General features: G+C 42.9%; 23 protein-coding genes and 2 riboswitches. Of the genes, 5 read left to right on the top strand and 18 right to left on the bottom strand.

The genetic code is table 11. The annotated features are described in order from the left end of the window. Positions 1 to 79 precede the first annotated feature (79 nt). From AS034_RS09340 to AS034_RS09315, 6 genes are all read right to left on the bottom strand, one after another. Positions 80 to 1351, bottom strand: a complete 1272-nt coding sequence (locus tag AS034_RS09340; protein ID WP_058298314.1) for a hypothetical protein — start codon at positions 1349 to 1351, stop codon at positions 80 to 82. Further along, positions 1321 to 2517 (bottom strand): DUF58 domain-containing protein, encoded by a 1197-nt coding sequence (locus tag AS034_RS09335; RefSeq protein WP_058298313.1) that lies wholly within the window; start codon positions 2515 to 2517, stop codon positions 1321 to 1323. Before AS034_RS09335 ends, AS034_RS09340 begins: the two co-directional genes overlap by 31 nt. Positions 2518 to 2522: 5 nt before the next feature. Then, positions 2523 to 3455, bottom strand: coding sequence for an AAA family ATPase (locus AS034_RS09330; protein WP_058298312.1), 933 nt, complete (start codon positions 3453 to 3455; stop codon positions 2523 to 2525). A 98-nt stretch (positions 3456 to 3553) separates the two neighbouring features. Beyond that, positions 3554 to 4291: an SDR family oxidoreductase gene (locus AS034_RS09325; protein WP_058298311.1), complete on the bottom strand. Its 738-nt coding sequence runs from the start codon at positions 4289 to 4291 to the stop codon at positions 3554 to 3556. Between the two features lie 142 nt (positions 4292 to 4433). Next, positions 4434 to 5021: a cell wall hydrolase gene (locus AS034_RS09320; protein ID WP_058298310.1), complete on the bottom strand. Its 588-nt coding sequence runs from the start codon at positions 5019 to 5021 to the stop codon at positions 4434 to 4436. Positions 5022 to 5152: 131 nt separating this feature from the next. Next, the gene (locus AS034_RS09315) at positions 5153 to 5344 is read right to left on the bottom strand and encodes a hypothetical protein (protein ID WP_032089062.1); all 192 of its coding nucleotides are present in this window, start codon (positions 5342 to 5344) and stop codon (positions 5153 to 5155) included. Between the two features lie 171 nt (positions 5345 to 5515). Between AS034_RS09315 and AS034_RS09310 the strand changes: the two genes are divergently transcribed. Both AS034_RS09310 and AS034_RS09305 read left to right on the top strand, forming a co-directional pair. After that, positions 5516 to 5695 (top strand): YkvS family protein, encoded by a 180-nt coding sequence (locus AS034_RS09310; protein ID WP_032089063.1) that lies wholly within the window; start codon positions 5516 to 5518, stop codon positions 5693 to 5695. Between the two features lie 197 nt (positions 5696 to 5892). Continuing rightward, positions 5893 to 7281 (top strand): DUF2254 domain-containing protein, encoded by a 1389-nt coding sequence (locus AS034_RS09305; protein ID WP_058298309.1) that lies wholly within the window; start codon positions 5893 to 5895, stop codon positions 7279 to 7281. A 50-nt stretch (positions 7282 to 7331) separates the two neighbouring features. Here the strand turns inward: AS034_RS09305 and AS034_RS23140 are convergent, their stop codons facing one another. The 10 genes from AS034_RS23140 to AS034_RS09260 all read right to left on the bottom strand — a co-directional run bounded on the left by AS034_RS23140 (position 7332) and on the right by AS034_RS09260 (position 17371). Next, a complete protein-coding gene (locus AS034_RS23140) occupies positions 7332 to 7448 on the bottom strand; it encodes a DUF6254 family protein (protein ID WP_231938030.1) in 117 nt (38 codons plus the stop codon). A gap of 69 nt (positions 7449 to 7517) precedes the next feature. After that, entirely contained in the window at positions 7518 to 8555 is a 1038-nt protein-coding gene (locus AS034_RS09300; RefSeq protein WP_058298308.1) for a YkvI family membrane protein, read from the bottom strand. Positions 8556 to 9613: 1058 nt separating this feature from the next. Continuing rightward, a complete protein-coding gene (locus AS034_RS09295; RefSeq protein ID WP_058298307.1) occupies positions 9614 to 11308 on the bottom strand; it encodes a M3 family oligoendopeptidase in 1695 nt (564 codons plus the stop codon). Between the two features lie 102 nt (positions 11309 to 11410). Then, the gene (locus tag AS034_RS09290; RefSeq protein WP_411158967.1) at positions 11411 to 11869 is read right to left on the bottom strand and encodes a MarR family winged helix-turn-helix transcriptional regulator; all 459 of its coding nucleotides are present in this window, start codon (positions 11867 to 11869) and stop codon (positions 11411 to 11413) included. Between the two features lie 224 nt (positions 11870 to 12093). Next, positions 12094 to 12336 carry an aspartyl-phosphate phosphatase Spo0E family protein gene (locus tag AS034_RS09285; RefSeq protein ID WP_032089067.1) on the bottom strand — a complete coding sequence of 81 codons (243 nt, stop codon included), beginning with the start codon at positions 12334 to 12336 and terminating at the stop codon, positions 12094 to 12096. A 236-nt stretch (positions 12337 to 12572) separates the two neighbouring features. After that, positions 12573 to 13085 carry a GNAT family N-acetyltransferase gene (locus AS034_RS09280; protein WP_058298306.1) on the bottom strand — a complete coding sequence of 171 codons (513 nt, stop codon included), beginning with the start codon at positions 13083 to 13085 and terminating at the stop codon, positions 12573 to 12575. Between the two features lie 486 nt (positions 13086 to 13571). Further along, positions 13572 to 14084, bottom strand: coding sequence for a 1,2-dihydroxy-3-keto-5-methylthiopentene dioxygenase (locus tag AS034_RS09275; protein WP_058298305.1), 513 nt, complete (start codon positions 14082 to 14084; stop codon positions 13572 to 13574). An 11-nt stretch (positions 14085 to 14095) separates the two neighbouring features. Further along, positions 14096 to 14731 (bottom strand): methylthioribulose 1-phosphate dehydratase, encoded by a 636-nt coding sequence (locus AS034_RS09270; protein ID WP_058298304.1) that lies wholly within the window; start codon positions 14729 to 14731, stop codon positions 14096 to 14098. Then, positions 14718 to 15932 carry a 2,3-diketo-5-methylthiopentyl-1-phosphate enolase gene (locus AS034_RS09265; protein ID WP_032089071.1) on the bottom strand — a complete coding sequence of 405 codons (1215 nt, stop codon included), beginning with the start codon at positions 15930 to 15932 and terminating at the stop codon, positions 14718 to 14720. Before AS034_RS09265 ends, AS034_RS09270 begins: the two co-directional genes overlap by 14 nt. Positions 15933 to 16022: 90 nt before the next feature. Next, a riboswitch (SAM riboswitch) is annotated at positions 16023 to 16130 on the bottom strand. Positions 16131 to 16192: 62 nt separating this feature from the next. After that, positions 16193 to 17371, bottom strand: coding sequence for a pyridoxal phosphate-dependent aminotransferase (locus AS034_RS09260; protein ID WP_058298303.1), 1179 nt, complete (start codon positions 17369 to 17371; stop codon positions 16193 to 16195). A gap of 112 nt (positions 17372 to 17483) precedes the next feature. On the opposite strand from AS034_RS09260, the gene AS034_RS09255 reads away from it, so the two are divergent. From AS034_RS09255 to mtnA, 3 genes are all read left to right on the top strand, one after another. After that, positions 17484 to 18266: a carbon-nitrogen family hydrolase gene (locus AS034_RS09255; RefSeq protein WP_419184978.1), complete on the top strand. Its 783-nt coding sequence runs from the start codon at positions 17484 to 17486 to the stop codon at positions 18264 to 18266. A gap of 105 nt (positions 18267 to 18371) precedes the next feature. Continuing rightward, positions 18372 to 18523, top strand: a riboswitch (SAM riboswitch). A 105-nt stretch (positions 18524 to 18628) separates the two neighbouring features. After that, positions 18629 to 19816, top strand: coding sequence for an S-methyl-5-thioribose kinase (gene mtnK, locus AS034_RS09250; protein ID WP_058298301.1), 1188 nt, complete (start codon positions 18629 to 18631; stop codon positions 19814 to 19816). 10 nt (positions 19817 to 19826) lie between these two features. Continuing rightward, on the top strand, positions 19827 to 20879 hold the full coding sequence (mtnA, locus tag AS034_RS09245; RefSeq protein WP_058298300.1) for an S-methyl-5-thioribose-1-phosphate isomerase: 1053 nt from the start codon (positions 19827 to 19829) through the stop codon (positions 20877 to 20879). A gap of 279 nt (positions 20880 to 21158) precedes the next feature. Here mtnA and AS034_RS09240 read toward each other — a convergent pair whose 3' ends face one another. Both AS034_RS09240 and AS034_RS09235 read right to left on the bottom strand, forming a co-directional pair. Beyond that, complete coding sequence (locus tag AS034_RS09240) at positions 21159 to 21758, bottom strand: DUF2087 domain-containing protein (RefSeq protein ID WP_058298299.1); 600 nt, start codon at positions 21756 to 21758, stop codon at positions 21159 to 21161. 105 nt (positions 21759 to 21863) lie between these two features. Continuing rightward, complete coding sequence (locus AS034_RS09235) at positions 21864 to 22328, bottom strand: methylated-DNA--[protein]-cysteine S-methyltransferase (RefSeq protein WP_058298298.1); 465 nt, start codon at positions 22326 to 22328, stop codon at positions 21864 to 21866. Positions 22329 to 22334: the final 6 nt, after the last annotated feature.

Here is a 22334-nt window from a genome sequence, read left to right as displayed (position 1 = left end):
TTCCTTTATACACTGTTATCTTACCCTATGAACAAGCGAATTAAAAAAGCTGATGCAGACTAAGCCCGCATCAGTTTATTTATCTATCTCTGTCATTCAAAGCAGTCATATGCTCTTTTGTGCGTTTTACAAAAGAGGATACTTCTTTTTCATCCGGGATCTTGGTTCCATATCTGACTGTTTCATATAGTTTAAAGAAAGCCTCATCTTCATTTAACCCCATTCTGAAAAACCAGGCCCGGATGTTTTCATTAGGTTTCCTGCCAATTTTTTTGGCAGCCGCCTCTTTTTCCAGCTCCTTCACCGCTTGTCGGATGGCATTCCCCGCTGCTGAATAATGAATAGCCCCTGAAATCTCTTTTTGTTTGAGCTCCCTCTTTTTAAACTTTGACATTAGAGGGGACATTTGACCACCGGTTTCTACTTCATATGCTATTTTCTTCTTTTTAATGAAATAGATGATGACGCCCAGGATAAAGACAGCAATCAATATTTCGTTCAGCCAAGGATAAGACATTCCATCATAGAAAGCCGCTTGCTGTGCCTCATCAAGCTTTTCTTCAGGAAGCTTCAACCCAAAACCGGACAGCGTATCCCTCGAAATCTTACTCATGATCCAATCCCTTACCTTCACTAACAATGCAAATAAAGGATTGACAAGGAAGGAAAAGAGCCAGAATACTTTATTCAAAATCCAGTAAAACCCCATCCTTGCATATGAACTGAAAACCGATAAAACACCTCCTGCAGCCAACACAACGAGCAATACAGCAAAGGGCTTCATAAGATTTCTTTTATTAGAGCTCCCTTCACCGGTACCGCCTATGAGCATCCGCTGGAAGCTGGTCACGGTTGAAACAAGGGAAAACATTAGCAGGATCAGGGTCAGTATAATCATGCCATTACCCAAATCCCTTGCATTCCCTATGATAAGCGAAAAGGCAGATAGACATAAAAACCCTAGAATAATCGGGCTGGAGACATCAATTTGATCATCTTCACTTTGAAAATATGAGCCTACTCTCCAATGAAGAAATAATAGGATAACCGCCGTCATCCACAGGGTAATGTTAAACAGATAGAAACCTGCTGCCCCTGAAAACAGAAGGACTGAGTACAGTATCAAGGAATGAATGCCTTTCTTCTTGACCCAAATGATCATGGCCGGGTAAAGGAAGAGAAACACAACTGACATAAACGGGACGTATCGGGTCAGGATGCCCTCCTGTTCAATCAGCAGGGTTGCAGAGAGCATCACGAACAGAAGGTCCACCCCAAATAATAAAGCTATTTTAAGCAGAAGCTGCTGCTCCCTGACGGTTAAGAAGGAATTTTCGATCTTTGTTTCCATATCGTGACGACTCCTTGTTTATCTTCAATATACATTGAGTAAATTTCCCTGTGACCCGCTCTGATCTTACTTAATCTTTTCTCGCTTTCCACCGAAAGTATGCCTGCAGTGATCAATACTGAAGGGACAAGCTGACGGATGGAAAGATGCTGCAATACAATATGAAACGGAATCGTCGAATCGTCAGTCGATAATGCCGAAAGCATTTCAAGAGCTCTTTGCTGATGTTTCCTGCCTGTGCCTGACGGTAAGTAATAGAACGGGGTGATCCCCTGACTCCTGATATTCACTACCAGTGAAAAAGAAATCTGCTGCCCGGCAGCAAGATGCATTAAAAATGCAGTATGTTTAATGATCTTTTCGAGGTCCCTCGTGATTGAGTACTTTTCTGAAAGGTTTACGGCAATCATCCACTCTTTCTTCACTGCGGGTGCAAAGACCTTTGTCTGTAACACTTGCGTCCTTGCGCTTGCTTTCCAGTGTATGTCCTGAAACCTGTCACCAGGTACATATTCCCTTGTGCCTATCGGCTGAAATACATCGTAAAATAACGAATGCAGAGCAGGGACCTCGCCAATGTCATGGGAGTCATGATTATTCTCAAGCAAGACAGGAGCCGGGGTTGGGAATACCATGACAGTAGATTTTACTGGCTCCATCAAATCCATTAGCACTTTACCGCTTCCAAATAAATGAGGAATGAGGATTTGTACTTTAGTCAAACGGCAGAGGCCCCTTCTTTTACCTACAATCGGCAGGGAAACCTTTCCACTCTCCCCTCTCCCCATCGAGAAGGGAATCGACACTTCGATGTTTCCCCCGTGATATGTTTCAAAAGGAGTATCGGCCGGTTCTACGATATCTTTGAAAGTGAGTCTCAAAACAGCCCCCCATAACGGCATTCCTTCATTATCAAAATGGATTTCCCAGTTTCCTTTTTCTTCAGGGTGAAGACGTATGCGCTTCGGCAGCTGCCTTATTTTCAACTCTTTCCCGATATTTTCAAGGTACCATTTATGAATCCGAAAATAAGCGATACAGAGCAAAAATATCCCCGCTCCAGGGTAGAACTGAAAGAATAAGCTCGCTGCTGTCAGAATGATTAAAAGAATTTCACTTAATCCGTTATATGGTCCCTCCTCGATCACTTCACGCTTCCAAGTCACTTTCGCTACCTCGTTTCAACTGGAAGAATGATGGTTTCAATCAAGTTTGCTATAACTTCTTCCTCGGACTTGGTCAGTGAAGCTTCTGCGGTCAGTTGGATTCTATGCTGCAGGACATAAGGAGCTGCAAGTAAAACATCTTCAGGTCTGACAAAATCTCTGCCCTCAATAAAGGCCTGACCCTGTGCGGCTTTCAGAAGTGCCAGACTTGCTCTTGGACTTGCCCCTACTTCAATCAATTCGTGTTCTCTCGTTCCCCTTGTCATTTGCAGGATATATGACTCTATATCAGCTGAGACATGTACCTTCTTTACCTCTCTGGACAAAGCTTCTACTTCAGATAAACTCATGACGGCCCTCACCGCATTCAAAGGCTGTTCCGATTTAAAACGGCTCAAAATCATTCTTTCTTCCTCAAATTCAGGATATGTAAAAGGGATCTTCAGTAAAAATCGATCCAGCTGGGCTGCTGGAAGCGGAAACGTCCCCTGCTGTGATTCGATTGGATTTTGAGTGGCAACTACGATGAAAGGCGGGTTTAATGGAACCGTTTCGCCATCAATAGTAATTTGTTTCTCTTCCATGACCTCAAGTAAACTTGCCTGTGTTCTCGGAGTGGCACGGTTGATTTCGTCAGCCAGCAGGACGTTTGAAATCACCGGTCCGGTCCGGAGTTCAAATTCCTGGGTCTTGGGATTGAAGAACTGTATGCCGGTCACATCGCTTGGCAGGACGTCCGGGGTGAATTGGATCCTCCTGAACATTCCTTCTATGCATTGAGAGAATGTTTTCGCCAGTAATGTCTTGCCTGTCCCCGGAACGCTCTCCAGTAAAACATGACCACCTTGCAGCAAGGCAATCAAAAGCAGGTCTATTTCTTTGTCCTTTCCGACCAGTACCTTGTTCATTTCTTTTTTTATCTCTGTTAATTGAGTCATTCTGATCCCCCTTTTTCTGACCTAATTATAATGAAATAGTAAAAATATAGCAAATATTCATTATATTCATCAGTTCAAGAATCAGGAATCTCAAGTGGTTAATGTTCATAGATCATTTTTCTCGTCATGCCTCCGTCTATAACGAGATTTTCACCGGTAATGAAGTCGTTTTCAGGGTCAGCCAGAAAACGGCATGCCCTTGCAATATCTTCCGGTTTTCCTACACGCCCTGACGGATGCTGACTGTGATCTATTTCACGCAGGGCGGAATAGTCACCTGTTTCAATCCATCCGGGGCTGATGGAATTTACGCGGATGCCGTATTCCCCCAAGGTGATAGCAAGGGAGTGGGTCAAGCTTGAGATGCCCCCCTTGGTTGCAGAATAAGCTTCTGTATGGGGTTCAGACATCTGGGCTCTGGTGGAAGCAATATTGATGATTGCACCCCCTTTATCTTTCATTAGCCCGGCAGCCTCCCGTGAGCAGTGGAAGACACTGCTGAGGTTCGCGGATATAATGCTATTCCAATCCTCTGGCGTCATCTCCCAGAATGATTTGAATTTTGATACCCCCGCATTATTGACAAGTACATCGAGAAACTCGTGATTCCTTCGAATAGCTTGAAATCCGTTTTTGATTTCTTCAGGTGAGGAGACATCAATGTGATGGAACACGACTGAGCTGCCCCTTTTCACTTGTTCCCCCTCAAGCCTAACACCGGCTTCACGGTCTTTATCAAAGAAATGGACTACATCACCTAACTTGGCAAAATGCTCCACAAGCGATTTACCGATTCCATTGGCTCCTCCTGTAATACAGACTACACGCTTTGTCATACATCATCTCTCCTTCCTATTTTATACATAGATTAGATTACCCTTTTTGGGCAGGCAAAAAAACAGCTCCCAAAAAAAGATTAACCTGCCATATTAGTAGGATGGCAGGTTAATCGCTTTTCAACATATGTTGTTAATTTTATTATTTTGCAAAAACGTGGTTCCCGATCGTCAATACCGTATCGGTTGAAGTAATCCAGCTGCTGCTTGAAGTATCCGGGTTATAGAAAAACAGGGAACCCTGGCCCTGACCTCTAAAGGCAAGTGCTTCTTCTACGGCTTTTTTGGATTCATCCGAAGGACTATTATTGATTTCTCCATTTTGGACGGGTGAAAAGGCATAATGTCCATTGGAAACCTCGTATACTACTTCTTTAACTGAATCGGGAAACTCATCCGAGTCGACCCTGTTCAGGACAACAGTAGCAACTGCCACCTTGCCTGCATATGGCTCACCTTTTGCTTCAGCTTGAACCAGTTTTGCAAGCAGTGCTTTATCTTCTTCGCTTACATCTCTTTCCGGAAGGCTTATCGTTTGTCCCGGGTGGATCTCATGTGATTTCAAACCATTCTCTTTCATCAAATCTAGTACAGAAACAGAATTTGCTTTACCGATATCACAAAGCGATTCACCATTCTTCACGGTGTGAACGCCTTCTGCCGCTGCCGCGGAACTAGTAAAAGCAAGCATGCTGATTGCTGCAAGACCTGAGATAATATGTTTTTTCATGTGATATTCCCCCTTAACGAGATTCACCCTATACAATAACAAGGTTGGTTAAGGATTTCATCCGGAAATGGTTACCTGCTCTAATCAAACCTGCCTTTATATCATAATGCTTACAACACATTCATCACATCTCAGCTTCTCGGGTTCTCCAGATACTGATAACGTACATGGCCGCCGTGAGCGGCAATTCCCCTGAAATGTTTGAAATCCGGTTGTTTTACCAGGACAGCCCTGAAGGAAAGAAAATCTTCTTTTTCTACAGAGATTTCTTCTACTTCCTTATTCCTCAGTGCTTCCAGCATCTTTATGATTTCGCTTTCCATAATGGTATGAGCCTCCTCCCAAATTGTCTAATCTTATTGTAATCCACTCTAAGAATACTGCAAACATTAGTTTTTTTATTAAATTATTAGAAAACTCTTTACCTTTCAGTTCGTTTCAGTCAAAATATTAGTAATTGATTGTAGAATTTTGGCAAAAAGGAGATGCCTCTAATGAAAAAAGCAGAAATTGGAAATGTCATTGAATTTAAAGAAGGGTTAAAAGGAGTTGTGGAAAAAGTAAACGAGAATTCTGTCATTGTCGATCTGACTTATATGAAAAATTACAGGGATCTGGAACTTGAAGAAAAGACAGTTGTAAATCATAAAAACTATAAAATCATTGAGCAATAATCATTCCTTTTATTAGAGGGGGCCGGCTGCTCTATCATTACTTTTCTCTAAACACTAGCCATAATGGCCGGTGGAAGTGGGTACCGGCTGCCTGTACTAATCTAAATTTTTTACCGCGGGCGAAGGGAATGAATAGTTTCTTTTCTTTCGTTCAGGATATTCTTATAGCATATAAAACAAAAGGTGGCCCAACGAAGATGCATCTGAATGTCCATATCCTGAAAAAAGCCCAAAAAAGCTTTTGGTTCATACCGCTCGTTTTCTCATTGATTTCACTCGTGCTTGCACTTGTCACCTTTTCATTTGATTGGTGGCTGAGCCAGCACGACTATCCGCTGCTCCCTAAAGTATTGTTTGCCAACTTCGACTTAAGCATGACCATCATCAGTACCATTGCCTCTTCAATCATGACCATGACCACCATTACCTTTTCCACTATAATGGTTGTACTCACAACCTTTCTGTCCCAATATTCACCCAGGACACTTCAAAATTTCATCAATGACCGGCCAACCCAGCGCGTTCTTGCCATTTTTGTTTCTGGGGTCGTTTACTGCATCACCCTTCTTATTCTCCTGAAAGACGAATCCGGACAGGAGCTTTTCATATCTGCTGCATTTGCTGCAATAGTGGCAATCATCTGCCTCTTTGTATTTGTTTATTTCGTTCATCATGTTTCGAACTGGGTTAAAGTCAGTAACCTTATTCATAATATTACGATTAAAACGAACCATAAAATTGAGAATAGCCCGCTTTACAGAAAAAAAGATAAATTGGAATCGACACACACTGGAATCGATCCCTTATCTTTTGAGGATACAGAGGCGTGTTATGTATATAGTAATGAATCCGGTTATCTGCAGCATATTGAAATTGAAGGGCTGCTTCATAGAGCGGTATCAAATGACTGCATTGTACGCATGATCAAGACGCCAGGCGAATATCTCCTGGAGGGAACCGCAGCAATGACAATCTGGTCGGAGGAAGATGATATAAAACCTGAAGAATATTTGAATTTTATTATTCTGGGCCCGGATAAGGAACCGATCGAAGATATTGATCTCGGGATAAGAAAATTGGTCGAAATCGCCCTCAGAGCCATTTCTCCTGCCATAAATGATCCGAACACTGCTAAAAATTGCATCGAGGAGATAGGGATCATCTTATCAAAATTAGCAAGACACAAGCTTCCAGGATCTCATATTGCAGATGAAGAAGGCAATATACGCATCATCCTTGAGCAGCCGGATTTTGAAGATTATCTGTACCAGAGTTTTTATCAGCTGCGGCATTATGGTAAGCATGATATATCAGTGATCGCCGAAATGCTGAGATCACTCAGGATGATAGCAGAAAATAATAAGAAAGACGTTAAGAAGATAATTTGGACATTCAAGGATTATATTTTGGAAGGAATCGATTATGACAGCCTGCAAAACCTGGACATGAAGTTCTTGATGAAGCACCTCGAAGAACTGGCTTCCAGCTGCGGCCTGCCTGATTGGGACCGGGATGCAGTAAGAAATTCTTTTTTTCCAAATAAATATAAAACCGAAGACGCAAATCAAACGGATGAAAACAGCTAGATCCGCAATATATACAATAAAAGGGGGTGGCCTGGAGCCACCCCCTTTTATTATTTTCCTTTATCCGGCTGCGATAACTCTTTGAATGAAGGTACCTTGCCATGCGGTTTTTGGTCCTCTTTCCTTACATTCCATTGTCTTTCTTTTTCGTGCTTCGATTTCGTCATTATGTTTCCTCCTTTATTAGCTACATGTTTATGTTAAGCAAAAAAAGAAGAAATAACCCCTAGGAGCGATCATTTTTCACTGTCATGTTTCATCCAGAGAAGTACTAAAAACAATAGACTCAAATAACCGAACAACGGATATAAATATGATAATAATTCACTGTATTCAAAAAAGCTCAGTAAATAGATCATTGAAAAGATCGCCGTAAATGTAACGAGGGAAGGCCCTTTCCAATAACCTGCCAGCTGTTTCTCCAAACCGAACACACCGCCGATGACAGAAGTAAAGATTTCACCATAAATGATAAGGATATAGATAAAATACAACCCTGCAGCAAATGATTTCATCACTGCTGCCATTGGTATTTCATACAAAGTGACCTCCGGGATCAAGACCAGGGTCATATGGCTCGAGATCAAAATAAGCGTCAGAAACAAACCGCCTAAATAACCTCCATATTTAATCACTTTCCTGTCCTCTACTTCACTCGCAACAGGCACAAGGACAGCCTGGGCCATAGCCAAATTGAAAGCAACATACGAAAAAGGGGCGACCACTGATTTCCAGCCGTCATCCACCGGCGGGATAGTCAGGAAAGCCTCTAAAAATCTTGCATCTGTAACCGAGTGTCCCATCAGGAATAAATTGAACATGATCATGAGCGGCACAACGAATGTATTAACGGCAAAGAGTCCTTTCATACCGATCATCATCGTCAGGAATCCAAGCACGATTGTCAAGAGGACTCCAAACTGTTTCGGCATCAGAAGTTGTTCCTTGAATACTGCGCCTGCACCTGACAGCATGACCGCCGATACACCGATCAGCATCACCATCATCATGATATTCATGAATTTTGAGAACCATTTCCCAAAAAGGTATTCGTTAAATTGTTCAAAGGACTTTGCCTGCATATCATGTGACTTGAGCATGATCCGTGTACCCATGGTAATGAATAAGTATCCACTGAATAAGATGGCGATGAAACCGATGAATCCAAAACGGGTGAAAAACTCCACTATTTCCCTTCCCGTTGCGAACCCTGCACCGATTACCGTTCCGACATACACAGCAGCGATTTGAAATGCCCCTGATATTCTTTTCATTCACTCACCTCATACCTCTTCTACTTCACTCTATGTACAAGCTGAAGAAATCAGAAGCAAAAGGACAATAAATTACCTATTTACTTGAATGAGGTACTTGTTTTAACGAAAGTTTAAGAAGTGACTTAAAACACCGCTATTGATTTTCGTGCAATACTTCGCTTTACGCGAGTAGCCTGTGAGGCTCCTGTCATTTCAGATGCTTATTCTGCCCAAATCCGGCTGCCAGCCTTTTGGGTTCATGATGTCGTTGTTTATAGAGGTAACAGGCATTCTAACGGGGGAATATGAGATTGCTGTAACCGAATAGTAGGTGTTAATCTGAGTTTTGGCTATATGAACGCTTTAATTCACCCTGCGGAATGAGGGTAAATCAGGGGAATCTTTTAATTTTTGTCCGTAATCTTTCGAAAACAGGACTTTTTCTTTCAATTTCATACATTAATCTTCGAATTCTGCTCAATAATCTTTGAATGTTTAAATTTATTCCGCCACTTACCAAAAGTATCCAAATTTAACACCGATTGGACTAAAAAGGACACCCCTCCTCCCGGCAAACCCATTTTATGCTTGTCGGGGCTGAGCAAGCCGCCTCCCCTTTTCTATTGTCCAGCTGCAGGGCTCAGAAAGCCAAATCGTTCGCTCAGGCAAACAACCCCTTCATGACTGGTACGTCTTATGCCACCATCCTTTGACCAAAGCCCTCCCGCCTTTCGGTCAAGAGTCTTCGTCTTACACTACAAGCAATCGATGGGAATTAATTACATATATATTTGTATAATCAAAAAAGCCGAACTAATTTTCCAAAAGGCAAATTAGTTCGGCTTTCATATAGACTGAAACTTCCTGCTTGAACGAAAACGCATGCTCTGCCATTAAAGGTTTCTCTGTGATAGGTACCTTTGTTCTTTACTTAGCATGGAGCAGATTACCCCGGCATTCATACCTTCAAATCACAAAAAGGAGTGGCAAAATCTATTTGAGAAGGCACTCCTTTTTTGGTGCATTTTCGTTTAAACACGGAGCAGTTACCCGCTACGAAAATAGACTGTTATTTTTTAAAGATTCTTATCATCTATTTGATCCAGCCACTTTGCGATCGGCTCGACCACTTCTTCTACTGCCCCTTCTTTAAAAGGTGAATCAAGGTTGGCTGAAGCTGCAAGCTCAGTGAACGAAAGACTTCCGCCAAGTTTACAAAGATCTACATAATCATTCCATGCTTCTTCACGATTCTCGTTCATTTTTACCCAGAATTGGAATGCACAGATCTGCGCAAGTGTGTAATCGATATAATAAAAAGGCGAGTTATAAATATGCGATTGACGCTGCCAGAAGCCGCCAGCTTCAAGATAATCGATACCGTCATAATCCCTGCCAGGCAGATATTCTTTTTCAATCTCCCTCCAGGCTGCATTCCTCTCTGCGGGACCCGCTTCGGGATTTTCGTAAACGAAATGCTGGAATTCGTCTACCGCGACTCCATATGGCAGGAATTGAAGGGCATCGCTTAAATGGGAGAATTTATATTTGTCCGTATCTTCCTTGAAGAACAGTTCCATCCATGGCCATGTAAAAAACTCCATACTCATCGAATGGATTTCACAGGCTTCGTATGTCGGCCACTGATACTCCGGAATATCGAAACCCCTGCTGCTGTATACTTGGAATGCATGGCCGGCCTCGTGAGTCAGGACATCAATATCACCGGAAGTCCCATTGAAATTCGAAAAGATGAAGGGGGACGCATAATTCGGCATGTATGTGCAATAGCCCCCTCCGGCCTTACCTTTCTTCGCTTCCAGGTCCATCAGGCTGCGCTCTATCATAAAGTGAAAGAATTCTTTTGTTTCCTGCGATAATTCTTCATACATCTTTTTACCATTTTCAATGATGAACTGGGGGTCTCCTTTAGGGACAGCATTCCCGGAAGTGAATTTAAACCCTTCATCATAAAATTTCATGGAACTGATTCCAATTCTGTCAGCTTGTCTCTCTTTTAATTTACTCACCAACGGCACCACATGATTTTTTACACCCTCACGGAACACTTTCACCATTTCCGGTGTGTAATCTGTTCTCGTCATTCGGTAATAGCCGAGTTCAACAAAGTTTTCATAACCAAGAGTGACAGCTATTTTGTGGCGGACCTTGACGAGATCATCAAAGATGCCGTCCAGTTCTTCCTGATTCTCTTCAAAGAAACGGACGGAAGCAAGCGTGGCCTCTTTGCGGGTCTCCCGGTTCACAGCTTGAGTGAAAGGCCCCATCTGAGCGAGTGTCCTTTCTTCCCCTTGGAATGGGATTTTTGCAGAAGCCATTAATTTCGTATACTTGGAAGATAGTTTATTCTCTTCCTGGAGCAGCTTTACCACTTCAGGTGAGTAGGTTTTGATTTCACTTTCCGCCAGTGAAAATAACTGTCTTCCAAAGCGCTCCTCCAGATCCGCCCTGAAAGAAGAATTCAGGAGCTCCTTATAATAATCAGTAACGAGACCCTGGAAATCAGGCATGGCTTCATCGAAATAATCCTGTTCTGCTTTAAAGAAATCATCATTTGTGTTAATTGAATGTCGGATATAGCAAATGTTTAGCATCGTATCGAAATGAAGTCGCAGTTCATTGATTTCCTTCATTGCTTTTACTTGTTCGTCCGCTGTATCGGCTTGTTTAAACGTTTTCAGGGCCTGGTTGATTCCATCTTTGATTTCAAGCAGATTCGGCCGTTCGTATGTATATTGTTCAAACTTCATATAAAATCCCCCTTTTTAAAGTCCATCTATTGTATTCGACCTGTACTTCTGTTTTTCCTACATAAAAAAAGAGTCTTTCCTTGGAAAGACTCTTTATATCTTTCAATATGATAGATTCTTGATGGAAAGCCCCAGCTTCTTGACCAAATCGATTACATCACTCTTTTCTTCTTGAGTAAGTGCCGACATCAATTCATGAATCCTCATTTCATGATTCGGAAAGATCTTGTCGATCAGACTCCTGCCTTCATCAGTAATTTGTGCATACGTCACACGCCGGTCATTGGGACAGGCAACCCGTTTAAGCAGCCCTTTTTTCTCTAATTTATCCACAACATACGTGATGCTGCCGGAGGCTAACAGGATTTTTCCGCCTATTTGCTGCAGCGGCTGATCCCCTTTGTGATAAAGCAATTCCAGAACAGCAAACTCTGTGGGATTCAAACCATTTTCTTGTATGTTCTTATTAATCTCTTCATTTAATGCTTTATAAGCACGTGAGAGTACGATAAAAAGTTTTAATGATTGTTTTGTATCTTGGTTTTCTGTCATGTTCTTCATTCCTTTGAACTAATATCTCAGTTTCAAAATATTATACTAGAAATTAGTGGATTAGTCAATCTCTTAAAGACAGCAGAAAAACCCCTGTACCAGTCCGTTGCCGATACAGGGGTTTTCACATGGAAGGTAATTTATTTTCATTTTTAATAAATGAAGTTGTTGATTTCATAGTTAGTGGTCATTCTGTGAGGTTTCTTATCCTAAAAGGTGTTATTGTGGGGATATTATGATGCTGTTTTTTTGAGTAAGGTTTTAATCGCCTGGCTGAATTCATAAGGAACAACTTCTTGAAAGTTATAAGTTCGTTTAGTACATTTTTGATATTGGTTCAAGAGATCATCCAATTGCTGGCTGCACTCGATCGTTTCCTGTGCTCCCAGCCCCATGTTTTCCCCGAGCGAAATCATTTCAGCACGCTTTTGATTAATTTTTACTAGTAACCACTTCTTTTTAAGATATTGACCCATTTCGTACTAACTCCTTTTTGTTTTGTGACTGTCCGTCTGAAAATCCAACTGAAATACTTATTGTATACAGTGATAACGCGGCAGTTGATTGTTCGAATCACCTTTTCCGTAAAGCTGACTCTATTAATAAAAACGTTACTTAGTTAGTATCGCAACTATTCTCAGAAAAGTAAATAGATTCGCAAAACAAGACAAAATCCCTAGTAATGTCTGTTTTTTTGACAAAAATCGCCACGTCAGTTGACACGCCCTTTCTGAAATTTCTTTCCCATAATTATGTATTCATAGGGTGTATTCGGAAAGAATCCATCCTTTATAACTTGCCAATTCAACTTTTTATAAAAAAGGATGGCACCGGCATTATCTTTTCTTACAGTCAGCAACGCTGTGGATTCTTTTCTGTTTTCAAGCAATTGTGCGGTTAATGTCTTAGCTATTCCTTCCCTTCTGTAATGGGGATGGACTCCTAATTCGGCGAGTTCCAGGCAGTCTTTTAACCACATCTCCTCCCTCTTGAGATGTTTAGCCAGTAAATCATGATAATACTGTCCATCGCGGGAGGTGTAACCGTATATGAACCCCGCCAGTTTATTGCCGGAGACTGCGAAATATCCTTCGAATCCGGGGTACCCTAAATGTCTTTTAAATTGTTTTTGCATGTCTAATGGATCGCTGCCATGCAGAAGCCGGTATAAGTTAAGCATGTCATTGAAATAGCTGCTGTTTATCGAAATCGGAATCAGTTTCACCCCAACACTCCTCCATAACTAAGAATTACATTAACTTATGCTCTGGGTTCTTTTATCATACTTTTTATGTTAAAACCTCCTTTCAACAAAGAGGTTTGGACAAAACTTAAAATTCCATGTCTAAAGACGAACACTTCAGAATGGACTCTAAACAACGCTATTGATTTCCGTGCAAGACTTCGCTTTCCGCGGACAGCCCGTGAGCCTCCCCGCATTCTCGCGGCAGATCCTGTCCAGCTCCGGCGGCTAGCCACTTTAGGTCATCTGCTGAATGAGTTAAAACCTAAATGTGCAATGAACAAATTAAACACCCGAGCTAATTTGCCTCACCTCATGCAAATTAGTTCGGGTTTTACTTATACTAAATCCTTTTTACCGATATATTCCTTGCTGGCGTGCACTTTTCCAGACTGTACAAGATAGCTTGACTGGCAATTGCTGACTTTTCACCAGGGAATACCAACAATCTTTGTGAAAAGAGCTTACTTAATAGATCGGTACCCAGCCTTCTTGTGTGACAAATATACGGATGGCCACCACTTGTTTATCATCGCTCAGTGTAAAATAATGTCGAATATTTTCCGGTACCGAAATCAAGTCACCCGGATACAAATGAACCTCGAAGAATCTTCCGTCTTTGCCTTGAATGATGAAGACACCATGCCCGCTCACGATGAAACGGACTTCATCGTCAGTATGATGATGCTCCTGCTGGAAGTTTTTAAGGAGTTCCTCAAGATTTGGTGTAGTGGGAGACAATGAAATGACGTCCCATGCCTTATATCCCCTTCTCGCGGATATATCTTCTATTTCTTCCCTGAACGCTTCGATGATGCTCTCCTTTTCGGAATCGGATAAATCGAACTTTTCATGCAGACTGTCATCCAGCTTTGAAAGTGTCCAGCTTTCATAAATGACCCCTTGGTCTTGTAAGAAAGAGACAACTTCTTCTTGGTTATCTATTATCTCCCGGGATTCCTGTATCTTGATTGTAGTCATATTGATTCCTCCTAAATGGGCTGTTTGATGTTTTTTAAAGTTAATAGTGATAGTTGGTACTGAAATAAAAATTCGCATGCTTCAAGAAGTTTCTTAGCCTCAAAAGCATTGCGTCCCCACACGGTGATTCCATGATTGCGGATCAGCACGGCCCCTTTATCCCCTGTTACATGAGGGGAAAACTCTTCTGCCAGACGGGGAATATGTGCGTGATTATGAATGATCGGAATAGTCAGCGTGTCATCCTCTTGCCATTTATCAAAAGCCTTAATCAATTCCTGGTCCTTGAAAGTAATTTCCCCTCTGTCACCGTACAGCTCACTCACTACGTTATTCGGGACTGTATGGACATGAAGGCTGCAACCAGCCTGACTGCTCTGAAAAATCTTGCTGTGAAGAAGTGTCTCCGCAGATGGGCGCAGGGTGGTGTCTTTAAGTGGTTCTCCTCTTTCGTCTACCAGCAAGAAGTCTTCATCCGTTTGCTTCCTTTTGTCTTTCCCGCTTGCTGTAACGAGAAAAGCGGTCGGAGAAGCACTGACCCTGATGGCCAGGTTCCCGCTCGTCCCCATGAACCAATCCCGGTCTGCAAGCTCTTTTTTCACTTGTGCGAGCTCATCCCATTGAGTACTATAATCATTTCTTGACACTGACAGCAGCCCCCTCTCCCCATAACTTGAGGGCTTCATCCAATTCTTTATTTGCAAATGCCGCCTCAACAAGAGTCGTTCCATCCAATACAGCTTCTATTGCCTGCCGGAAGGCCTTCCCTCCTCCTGCAGCACCATCCGGATGGCCATGCACTCCTCCCCCTGCATTTATGACACACTCATGCCCAAAGTCAGCAATCAACTGTGGTACCAGCCCTGGATGAATCCCTGCGGAAGGAACCGGGAATGTCTCATTGAATTCATCAGGTTTAACTAATTCATCCCTGATGGCCAACACTTGTTTTTTGTCTAATGCCACACTTCCATAAGGAGAAGGGAATAAAGATAAATCTGCGCCGGTCATCCTTAAAAATTTACCAAGCCACAAAGAATAACTCACCCCGTATTGAGGGGATGCAGCTGAAGCACCGGAAAAAGAAGGATGGGCCATAATAGGAAGGCTGATTTCTTCATCTTCCCTTAACTCCTGCAGTACATCCAGTCCATATGTAAACACATTGAACAATAAGGCATCAGCCCCAAGTTCTCTCGCCCTTCTTGCTTTTTCCCTTAATGTGGCTGTCCGTCCGGATAAATTGACTGCGTAGAGAGTGCGGGCCCCTGTTTCTTCAAAAACCTCTCGAAGAATGTTGGTGCCGGCCTTTATCCTTTCTTCAAATGGCGTCAATTCATTATCGAACAGGATTTCATCATCCTTTACCAGATCCACACCACCCAGTGCCTGAGCTCTCAGCTGTGACTGAAGGTAATCAAGATCTCTTCCGATCACCCCTTTAAAAATACTCATTAGAAGCGGTCTGTCGAAAACATTCACTTTTTCCCTGATTCCTCCAATCCCGAACCTTGGCCCGGGATATGCTTTCTTTAAATCATCGGAAAACTCAATATCCGTCAGTTTCACTCGGCCATCTAGAGAAAGTTTGCCAAAGACGGTCGTCAGGATGGCAGGTATATCGTTTGAGTAGTTACCGGATGGATACGCAATTCGAATTTCTGCCGTATCGCTTTCCAGTTCGTTTATTTCCACTACCCTTCCTTTGTACTTTCTTAATTGTTCTTGTTCCAACTGGGGAAGATCTGTCCATGAACCTACCGTCAGTCCAAGTGCGATTCCTTCCGCTTTCTTCTCGAATGTACCGCTCTTTCCGGACAAAACATATGTTGCAATCACTTCACTCATTCACGCTTCCTCCGATCATGTATGTTCTTTTAACGCAACTTTTCAACAAAAAAACCCCTTCGATAAGAAGAGGTTTTTATACAATACTCTGTCTTATCTCTCAGCAAAAATAATGCTGCAAGAATTAGCACCGTGCTTTTTTAAAAGTCGGTTGCCGGGCTTCATAGGGCTGGTCCCTCCGCCTGCTCTTGATAAGAAAAATCATTTGCTATTAATTTAATTTCAGTTGGATTATGGCATCATTTTTCATTTCTGTCAATCTATTTATCGAATAATTTTAAATTTTCAATTCTCTTCACGGCTTCAGAGAGGCGTTCTTCACTGGTCAATAATCCTGCTCGCACATACCCTTCTCCATATTCACCAAATCCCACTCCGGGTGCTACTGCCACATTGACTTCCTCAAGAAGAAAATCTGAGAATTCCACAGATGAGAAACCTTCAGGGACCTTCAGCCACGCAAAGAATGAACCAGCCGGTGCCTTTACATCCCATCCGATTTCCCTCAGTCCGTTGATAAATGTCTTCCTTCTGGATTCATAAGAAGCCACCAGTTCTTCCACACAATTCTGGGAACCGAGCAAAGCCTCCACTGCCGCTTCCTGGACAGCACCGAAAAGACTCACATACATGTGATCCTGCAAGATATTGATAGCGTCGATCACACTTTTATTCCCGACTGCGAAGCCCACTCTCCATCCTGCCATATTATAGGTTTTAGAGAGTGTGTAAATTTCAATGCCCGTGTCTTTTGCCCCGTCGGCTTCCAGGAAACTGACAGGCTTTTTCCCATCGAAACCGATGGCACCATATGCAAAATCATGCACAACGCAAATCCCGTGATTCTTTGCAAAAGCTGCCGTCTCTTCAAAAAATATTCGGGAGGCAACCGCTCCTGTGGGGTTATTTGGATAGTTCAAAAACATGAGCTTGGCCTTTTCCCTTTCCTCCAATGTTATATCTCCATAATCAGGCAGGAACTGATTTTCTTCTTTGAGCGGCATCGTCACCATTCTGGCCTCTGCCAGGGATACCCCTGAAAGATAATCCGGATACCCCGGGTCCGGTACCAACACCGTTTCCCCAGGATTCAGAAGACATTGAGGCAGTTCAACCAGCCCTGCTTTTCCCCCAAACAACACGGCAACCTCTTCCTGTGGATCGATATCCACACCATACTCCCGCTTATAAAAAACCGAGATGGCTTCCTTGTATGAATCCAACCCCCGAAATGGGGAATATTTGTGGTTGTCCGGCGAGTTTACCGCCTTTATCATCGCATCGACGATATGCGGAGGTGTCGGTTGATCCGGATTTCCCTGACCCAAATTGATTACATCGTGCCCTTGTTTCATCACTTCCTGGACTTTCCCAGTAAGCGATGCGAAAAACTGCTGCGGCAGTGAGTTGATTCGTTCTGCTTTTTTAAAGGTTGTCATCTTTTCACCTTCTGCACTTTTTAGAAAATTATTTACTTTCAAATTCTAGTCACAAATGATATAACGTAAAGTAATGATTGTAAAGTGAAAATTTCAAAAATGAGGTGTTACTTTGAGTATGAAGATTGGACTGGCACAAATGGATATCACATTTGGCCGCCCTGATGAAAATAAAAAACGGGTTCAGATGTGGGTTAAGAAAGCCGTCGAAGCAGACTGCGATATCGTGGTATTTCCTGAATTGTGGACGACCGGTTATGACTTAACAAGAATCGGTGAAATCGCTGATGAAGATGCAAGAGACATTTCTGCATTTCTTTCAGATCTTTCTTCCCGATATTCCATTCATATTGTCGGCGGCTCGATTGCAAAGAAAACAGCAGATGGTGTGTCAAACACACTCCTTGTTGCCGACAGCAGCGGTAACATCATTAAGCAGTATAACAAACTTCACCTATTCAAGCTGATGGATGAACACCATTATCTTCTTCCAGGTAAGGAAGACGGCCTGTTCAAAATACTGGATACAGTGATGGCCGGCATGATCTGCTATGATATCCGATTCCCCGAATGGTTCAGGAGACATGTAGTCGAAGGGGCAAAGGCCGTCTTCGTGGTGGCCCAGTGGCCTGCCGAAAGAATTTCGCACTGGAAGACCCTTTTAACGGCACGTGCCATTGAAAATCAATGCTTCGTCATCGCATGCAACCGTGCCGGAAGCGATCCAAAGAACGAATTCGGTGGCCATTCGCTGATCATCAGTCCGTGGGGGGACATCATAGCGGAAGGAAGCCTTGAAGAGGAATTGATCATTTCGGAAATCGATCTGAATGAAGCAGATGAAGTGAGGAAGAAGATCCCGATCTTCCAAGACCGGCGGCCGGAATTTTATTAAAATAAAATTTTACCAAAAAGCTATTGACTCAGTATTTCAAATAATGATACTATTCAAACCACAAGCTTTTCAATCTGAGAAGCAACCGCTAGTGCAACTGAATAACTCTTATCAAGAGCTGGCTGAGGGATTTGGCCCTGTGAAGCCCAGCAACCGACCGTAATACCGTTGTGAGACGGGGCGCTGTATGCGCCGGAAGATTCCATAAGGCACGGTGCTAATTCCAACAGAAAGGATACCTTTCTGAGAGATAAGAGGCGAATGAGATTCGTTCTTTAAGCCTCTTTCCCCAATGAAAGAGGCTTTTTTCATTTTAGAAAATAAGCCTCCTGACTTTTCAAGAAGATTAAGGAGGAACCATAATGTCAATCAAAGCGATATCCAGCTATCAATCACTAAACGAGCAAACCGCTAAAGAATTAGCGGTCAACCTGAACTTTTTTGAAGAAGATGCCGATTTGACCTGCTGTGAAATAGGTGATGGGAACTTGAACCTTGTTTTCCGGATTACGGAAAATGGCAAAAAAGGGATCATTATAAAACAGGCCCTCCCCTATGCAAAAGTGGTTGGTGAAAGCTGGCCGTTAACAGTGGACCGTGCAAGAATCGAGGCGGATGCATTAAAGCTTCAGGAAATTCATGCCCCTGGGCTGGTACCTCAGGTTTACCATAGTGATGACTTGCTAGCAGTCACGGTGATGGAGGATTTGAGTTTCTTGAATATCTTGCGGGCAGGACTGATCAATGGTGATCCATTCCCGCATTTAGCTGAACATATAGGCACGTTCCTTGCCAACACCCTGTACTTTACGTCCGACTATGCCCTGCATCCCTTTAAAAAAAAAGAATACGTAAAGAACTTTTCAAATCCTGAACTTTGCAAGATCACAGAAGATCTGGTTTTCACAGACCCTTTTTTCAACAGTGAAACAAACGATTTTGAAGAAGAACTCCTGCCCCTTTTAAAGGAATTTTGGAATGATTTCAGCTTGAAACTTGAAGTGGCAAAGCTGAAGAAAAGTTTCATCACTGAGAGCGAAGCACTCCTGCACGGCGATCTTCACACCGGCAGTATTTTCGCAGATGAAAAACACACTAAGGTCATCGACCCGGAGTTTGCCTTTTACGGCCCCATCGGCTTCGACATTGGGCAGTTCATAGCGAATCTGACTTTTCAGGCCATCACCAGGGAAGATATAACACGTAAAGAAGAGATCCTATTGATCATCACAGACACTTGGAAGGTATTCTCTGAAACGTTTTCAAAGCATTGGCAGGAAAGCGGAGATGCGTATACAAAAGTTCGTGGATACCTGGAATATGTCTTGAACAAAGCCTTTCAAGACAGCGCAGGATTCAGCGGATGTGAGCTTATTAGGAGAACGGCAGGCCTAGCCCATGTGGAAGATCTTGATGGAATTGAAGGTAAAGAAAAAAGGTTAGACGCTAAAAGAAAATCACTCTCCCTTGGCAGAGAACTCATCCTGAACAGGCACAAACTCTCTTCAATCGAAGAACTGACAGAATTGATCCGAAACCATTCATCTTAAGGAGCCTATCATGACAAACACAACGACCATTCCGACATCACTGAATTTTCGTGATGACTGTTTAGAGATATTAAATCAGCAAAAGCTTCCCCATGAGATTGAATACCTGAAGCTTTCTTCATTAAATGAATTTTATGACGCCATCGTCACCTTGAAAGTAAGAGGTGCACCTGCAATCGGTATTACTGCAGCTTACGGACTGGCAATGACCATGAATCAACATCAAACCGTAAACCTGTCTGAGTTCATTTTAGAATTCAGACAGGTTAAGGAATATTTGTATTCATCCCGTCCCACTGCGGTGAATCTCGGCTGGGCATTAGATTCATTGGAAAAAGCAATCGAGAAAGCCAAGTCTGTCAATGAAGCAAAAACCACCCTTCTTCACACCGCGATTCAACTTCATACGGAGGACGAAGTTATCTGCAGACAAATCGGCGAGTACGGCCTTGAGCTTCTTAAAGATAAGTCCACGATCATGACCATCTGCAATGCAGGTTCAATCGCAACCAGCAAGTACGGAACAGCCTTGGCGCCTTTTCATTTGGGGAGCGAAAAAGGAAAAAACTTTGATGTATATGCATGCGAGACCCGGCCTGTCCTTCAAGGTTCAAGGCTGACAACGTGGGAATTACTGCAGTCCGGTGTGAATGTCACACTGATTGCAGATAGCATGGCCGCCCATACGATTAAGGAAAAGAAAGTCGAAGCTGTGATCGTGGGAGCTGACAGGATCGCAGCAAATGGTGATACAGCAAACAAGATCGGCACATCGATGCTCGCCATCTTATGCCAGTTTCATACTATTCCATTTTACGTGGCGGCCCCCTCTTCCACCTTTGATCTCACACTGCCGTCAGGTACCTCCATCCCCATTGAGGAACGGGCACCGGAAGAGCTGACTGAAATCAATGGGGTAAGGATTGCTCCTCAGGGAACCCAAGTTTACAACCCTGCATTCGACGTGACGGCGAATGAACTGATATCGGGCATCATTACCGAAAAGGGTGTCATTTATCCTTCTTATGAAGAGAATATCGGAAGGATGATATCCGGAGGATGACGTAAGGAATTGCAGATTGGAGCACCAGTGTCTTTCCGGCGGTCTGCCGGGGAGCGGACTGGTGCTTTTTTATGGACTGTTCCTGAGTTGACTTTGGAAGGTGGATTTGCGCAACGTCTGTTCGTTGCTGCCGACGTTTTTTGGGATTCACCAACGCTTTTGGGAATTTTCTGACGTTTTTCGGAATTTACCAACAAAAATTATTCACTTAGCGACAAGACCCGCAAAAGCGCACCTGAGCCACGATCAACCATACGCAGATACCGCCTTCCCCATTTCTCATTCCCCCTTATACAAAGCTGTCGATCCCCACATTTCCCGTGGATTGACTTCATAAATCCCATTTCCCCTGAACATAAACTGGTGGATGATGAATTCCCTTCTCAGGGTGGCAAAGTCATCATGAAAGTTTTTAATGTACTCATTGATTTCCTTTTCAGTATATTTGGTTCCGGTCTTCAACCCTTCCACCATATGTTCAAGTAGAAAGAGCTTTTTCTTTTGCTGAGCAGGTATGGATTTCATTCTCCCGCTCTTTTCCATGAAATTATTCAAGACTTTTTGCTTCTCTTTCAGTATTTTTTCATTCATTTGTGTCGTCACTCCCTTTTGATTGGTGAATCGCTCAAGTACTGCTGCGTGGTGTTCCAGCACTTTTTTATTCAGAAAATAATACATCGTATTCTTGTCCCTTCTCGAGTAGACAAGATTACATTCCTTCAGTTTGTTGAGATGATGGGAAATGGTAGGCGCCGTCAACCCCAATTTTCCGGCAATCGCATTTACATGCATTGAACCGACCCCCAATAGATGCACAATTTTAATTCGTGTGGGATCTCCCATTGTTTTATGGAAAGCGACTTGTTTTTCCAGCTGCAAAGAACTCACCCCTCTAATTAGATGTATATCTAATTAGATGATAATCTAAATGGATTAATATTACAACAAAAAAAAGCATTCTTCCGAAGAAAAATGCTTTAAATCCTAAAGGCCCTGCTCGAGTGACAGCAGGATTTCTTTTTTATCCACCTGCTTACCTGCGTAGCCGGTCATTGTTTTATCCTTCCCGATCACCCGGTGACAAGGTATGATGACGGGGAATTTATTGGCTTTATTGGCCTGGCCGATGGCTCTGACGGCTTTCGGTCTATTAATGCGTGCAGCTATCTCTCCGTAGGAACAGGTTGTTCCATAGGGTATTTCGCATAATGCTTTCCATACTTCCTGCTGAAACTGAGTTCCTTCTATTTTAATGGGAAGGTCAAATGCTTTCCTTTCACCATTGAAATACTCTTGCAATTGATGCTTTGCTTCGAGGAGGACCCGGTGATCAGTAACTGCAGGATCCTGCCCTTCTCCCCCGAACCCCACAGATACTAAAGATTCATCATCAGCCAGAAGCTCCAATTGCCCAATCGGACTATCCATCACCAGTTTTGATACGGTCATAAACGT

This window comes from [Bacillus] enclensis, from assembly GCF_001456935.1.
In the GTDB taxonomy this organism is placed as follows: domain Bacteria; phylum Bacillota; class Bacilli; order Bacillales; family Bacillaceae_B; genus Rossellomorea; species Rossellomorea enclensis.
This window is presented reverse-complemented; position numbering and strand designations above follow the sequence as displayed.

Bases quoted from the DNA above. Each gene is read 5' to 3' on its own strand.
- AS034_RS09340 (WP_058298314.1), bottom strand. From the start codon at position 1,351: ATGGAAACAAAGATCGAAAATTCCTTCTTAACCGTCAGGGAGCAGCAG.
- AS034_RS09330 (WP_058298312.1), bottom strand. From the start codon at position 3,455: ATGACTCAATTAACAGAGATAAAAAAAGAAATGAACAAGGTACTGGTC.
- AS034_RS09325 (WP_058298311.1), bottom strand. From the start codon at position 4,291: ATGACAAAGCGTGTAGTCTGTATTACAGGAGGAGCCAATGGAATCGGT.
- AS034_RS09320 (WP_058298310.1), bottom strand. From the start codon at position 5,021: ATGAAAAAACATATTATCTCAGGTCTTGCAGCAATCAGCATGCTTGCT.
- AS034_RS09315 (WP_032089062.1), bottom strand. From the start codon at position 5,344: ATGGAAAGCGAAATCATAAAGATGCTGGAAGCACTGAGGAATAAGGAA.
- AS034_RS09310 (WP_032089063.1), top strand. From the start codon at position 5,516: ATGAAAAAAGCAGAAATTGGAAATGTCATTGAATTTAAAGAAGGGTTA.
- AS034_RS09305 (WP_058298309.1), top strand. From the start codon at position 5,893: ATGCATCTGAATGTCCATATCCTGAAAAAAGCCCAAAAAAGCTTTTGG.
- AS034_RS23140 (WP_231938030.1), bottom strand. From the start codon at position 7,448: ATGACGAAATCGAAGCACGAAAAAGAAAGACAATGGAATGTAAGGAAA.
- AS034_RS09300 (WP_058298308.1), bottom strand. From the start codon at position 8,555: ATGAAAAGAATATCAGGGGCATTTCAAATCGCTGCTGTGTATGTCGGA.
- AS034_RS09295 (WP_058298307.1), bottom strand. From the start codon at position 11,308: ATGAAGTTTGAACAATATACATACGAACGGCCGAATCTGCTTGAAATC.
- AS034_RS09290 (WP_411158967.1), bottom strand. From the start codon at position 11,869: ATGAAGAACATGACAGAAAACCAAGATACAAAACAATCATTAAAACTT.
- AS034_RS09285 (WP_032089067.1), bottom strand. From the start codon at position 12,336: ATGGGTCAATATCTTAAAAAGAAGTGGTTACTAGTAAAAATTAATCAA.
- AS034_RS09275 (WP_058298305.1), bottom strand. From the start codon at position 14,084: ATGACTACAATCAAGATACAGGAATCCCGGGAGATAATAGATAACCAA.
- AS034_RS09265 (WP_032089071.1), bottom strand. From the start codon at position 15,932: ATGAGTGAAGTGATTGCAACATATGTTTTGTCCGGAAAGAGCGGTACA.
- AS034_RS09260 (WP_058298303.1), bottom strand. From the start codon at position 17,371: ATGACAACCTTTAAAAAAGCAGAACGAATCAACTCACTGCCGCAGCAG.
- mtnK (WP_058298301.1), top strand. From the start codon at position 18,629: ATGTCAATCAAAGCGATATCCAGCTATCAATCACTAAACGAGCAAACC.
- mtnA (WP_058298300.1), top strand. From the start codon at position 19,827: ATGACAAACACAACGACCATTCCGACATCACTGAATTTTCGTGATGAC.
- AS034_RS09235 (WP_058298298.1), bottom strand. From the start codon at position 22,328: ATGACCGTATCAAAACTGGTGATGGATAGTCCGATTGGGCAATTGGAG.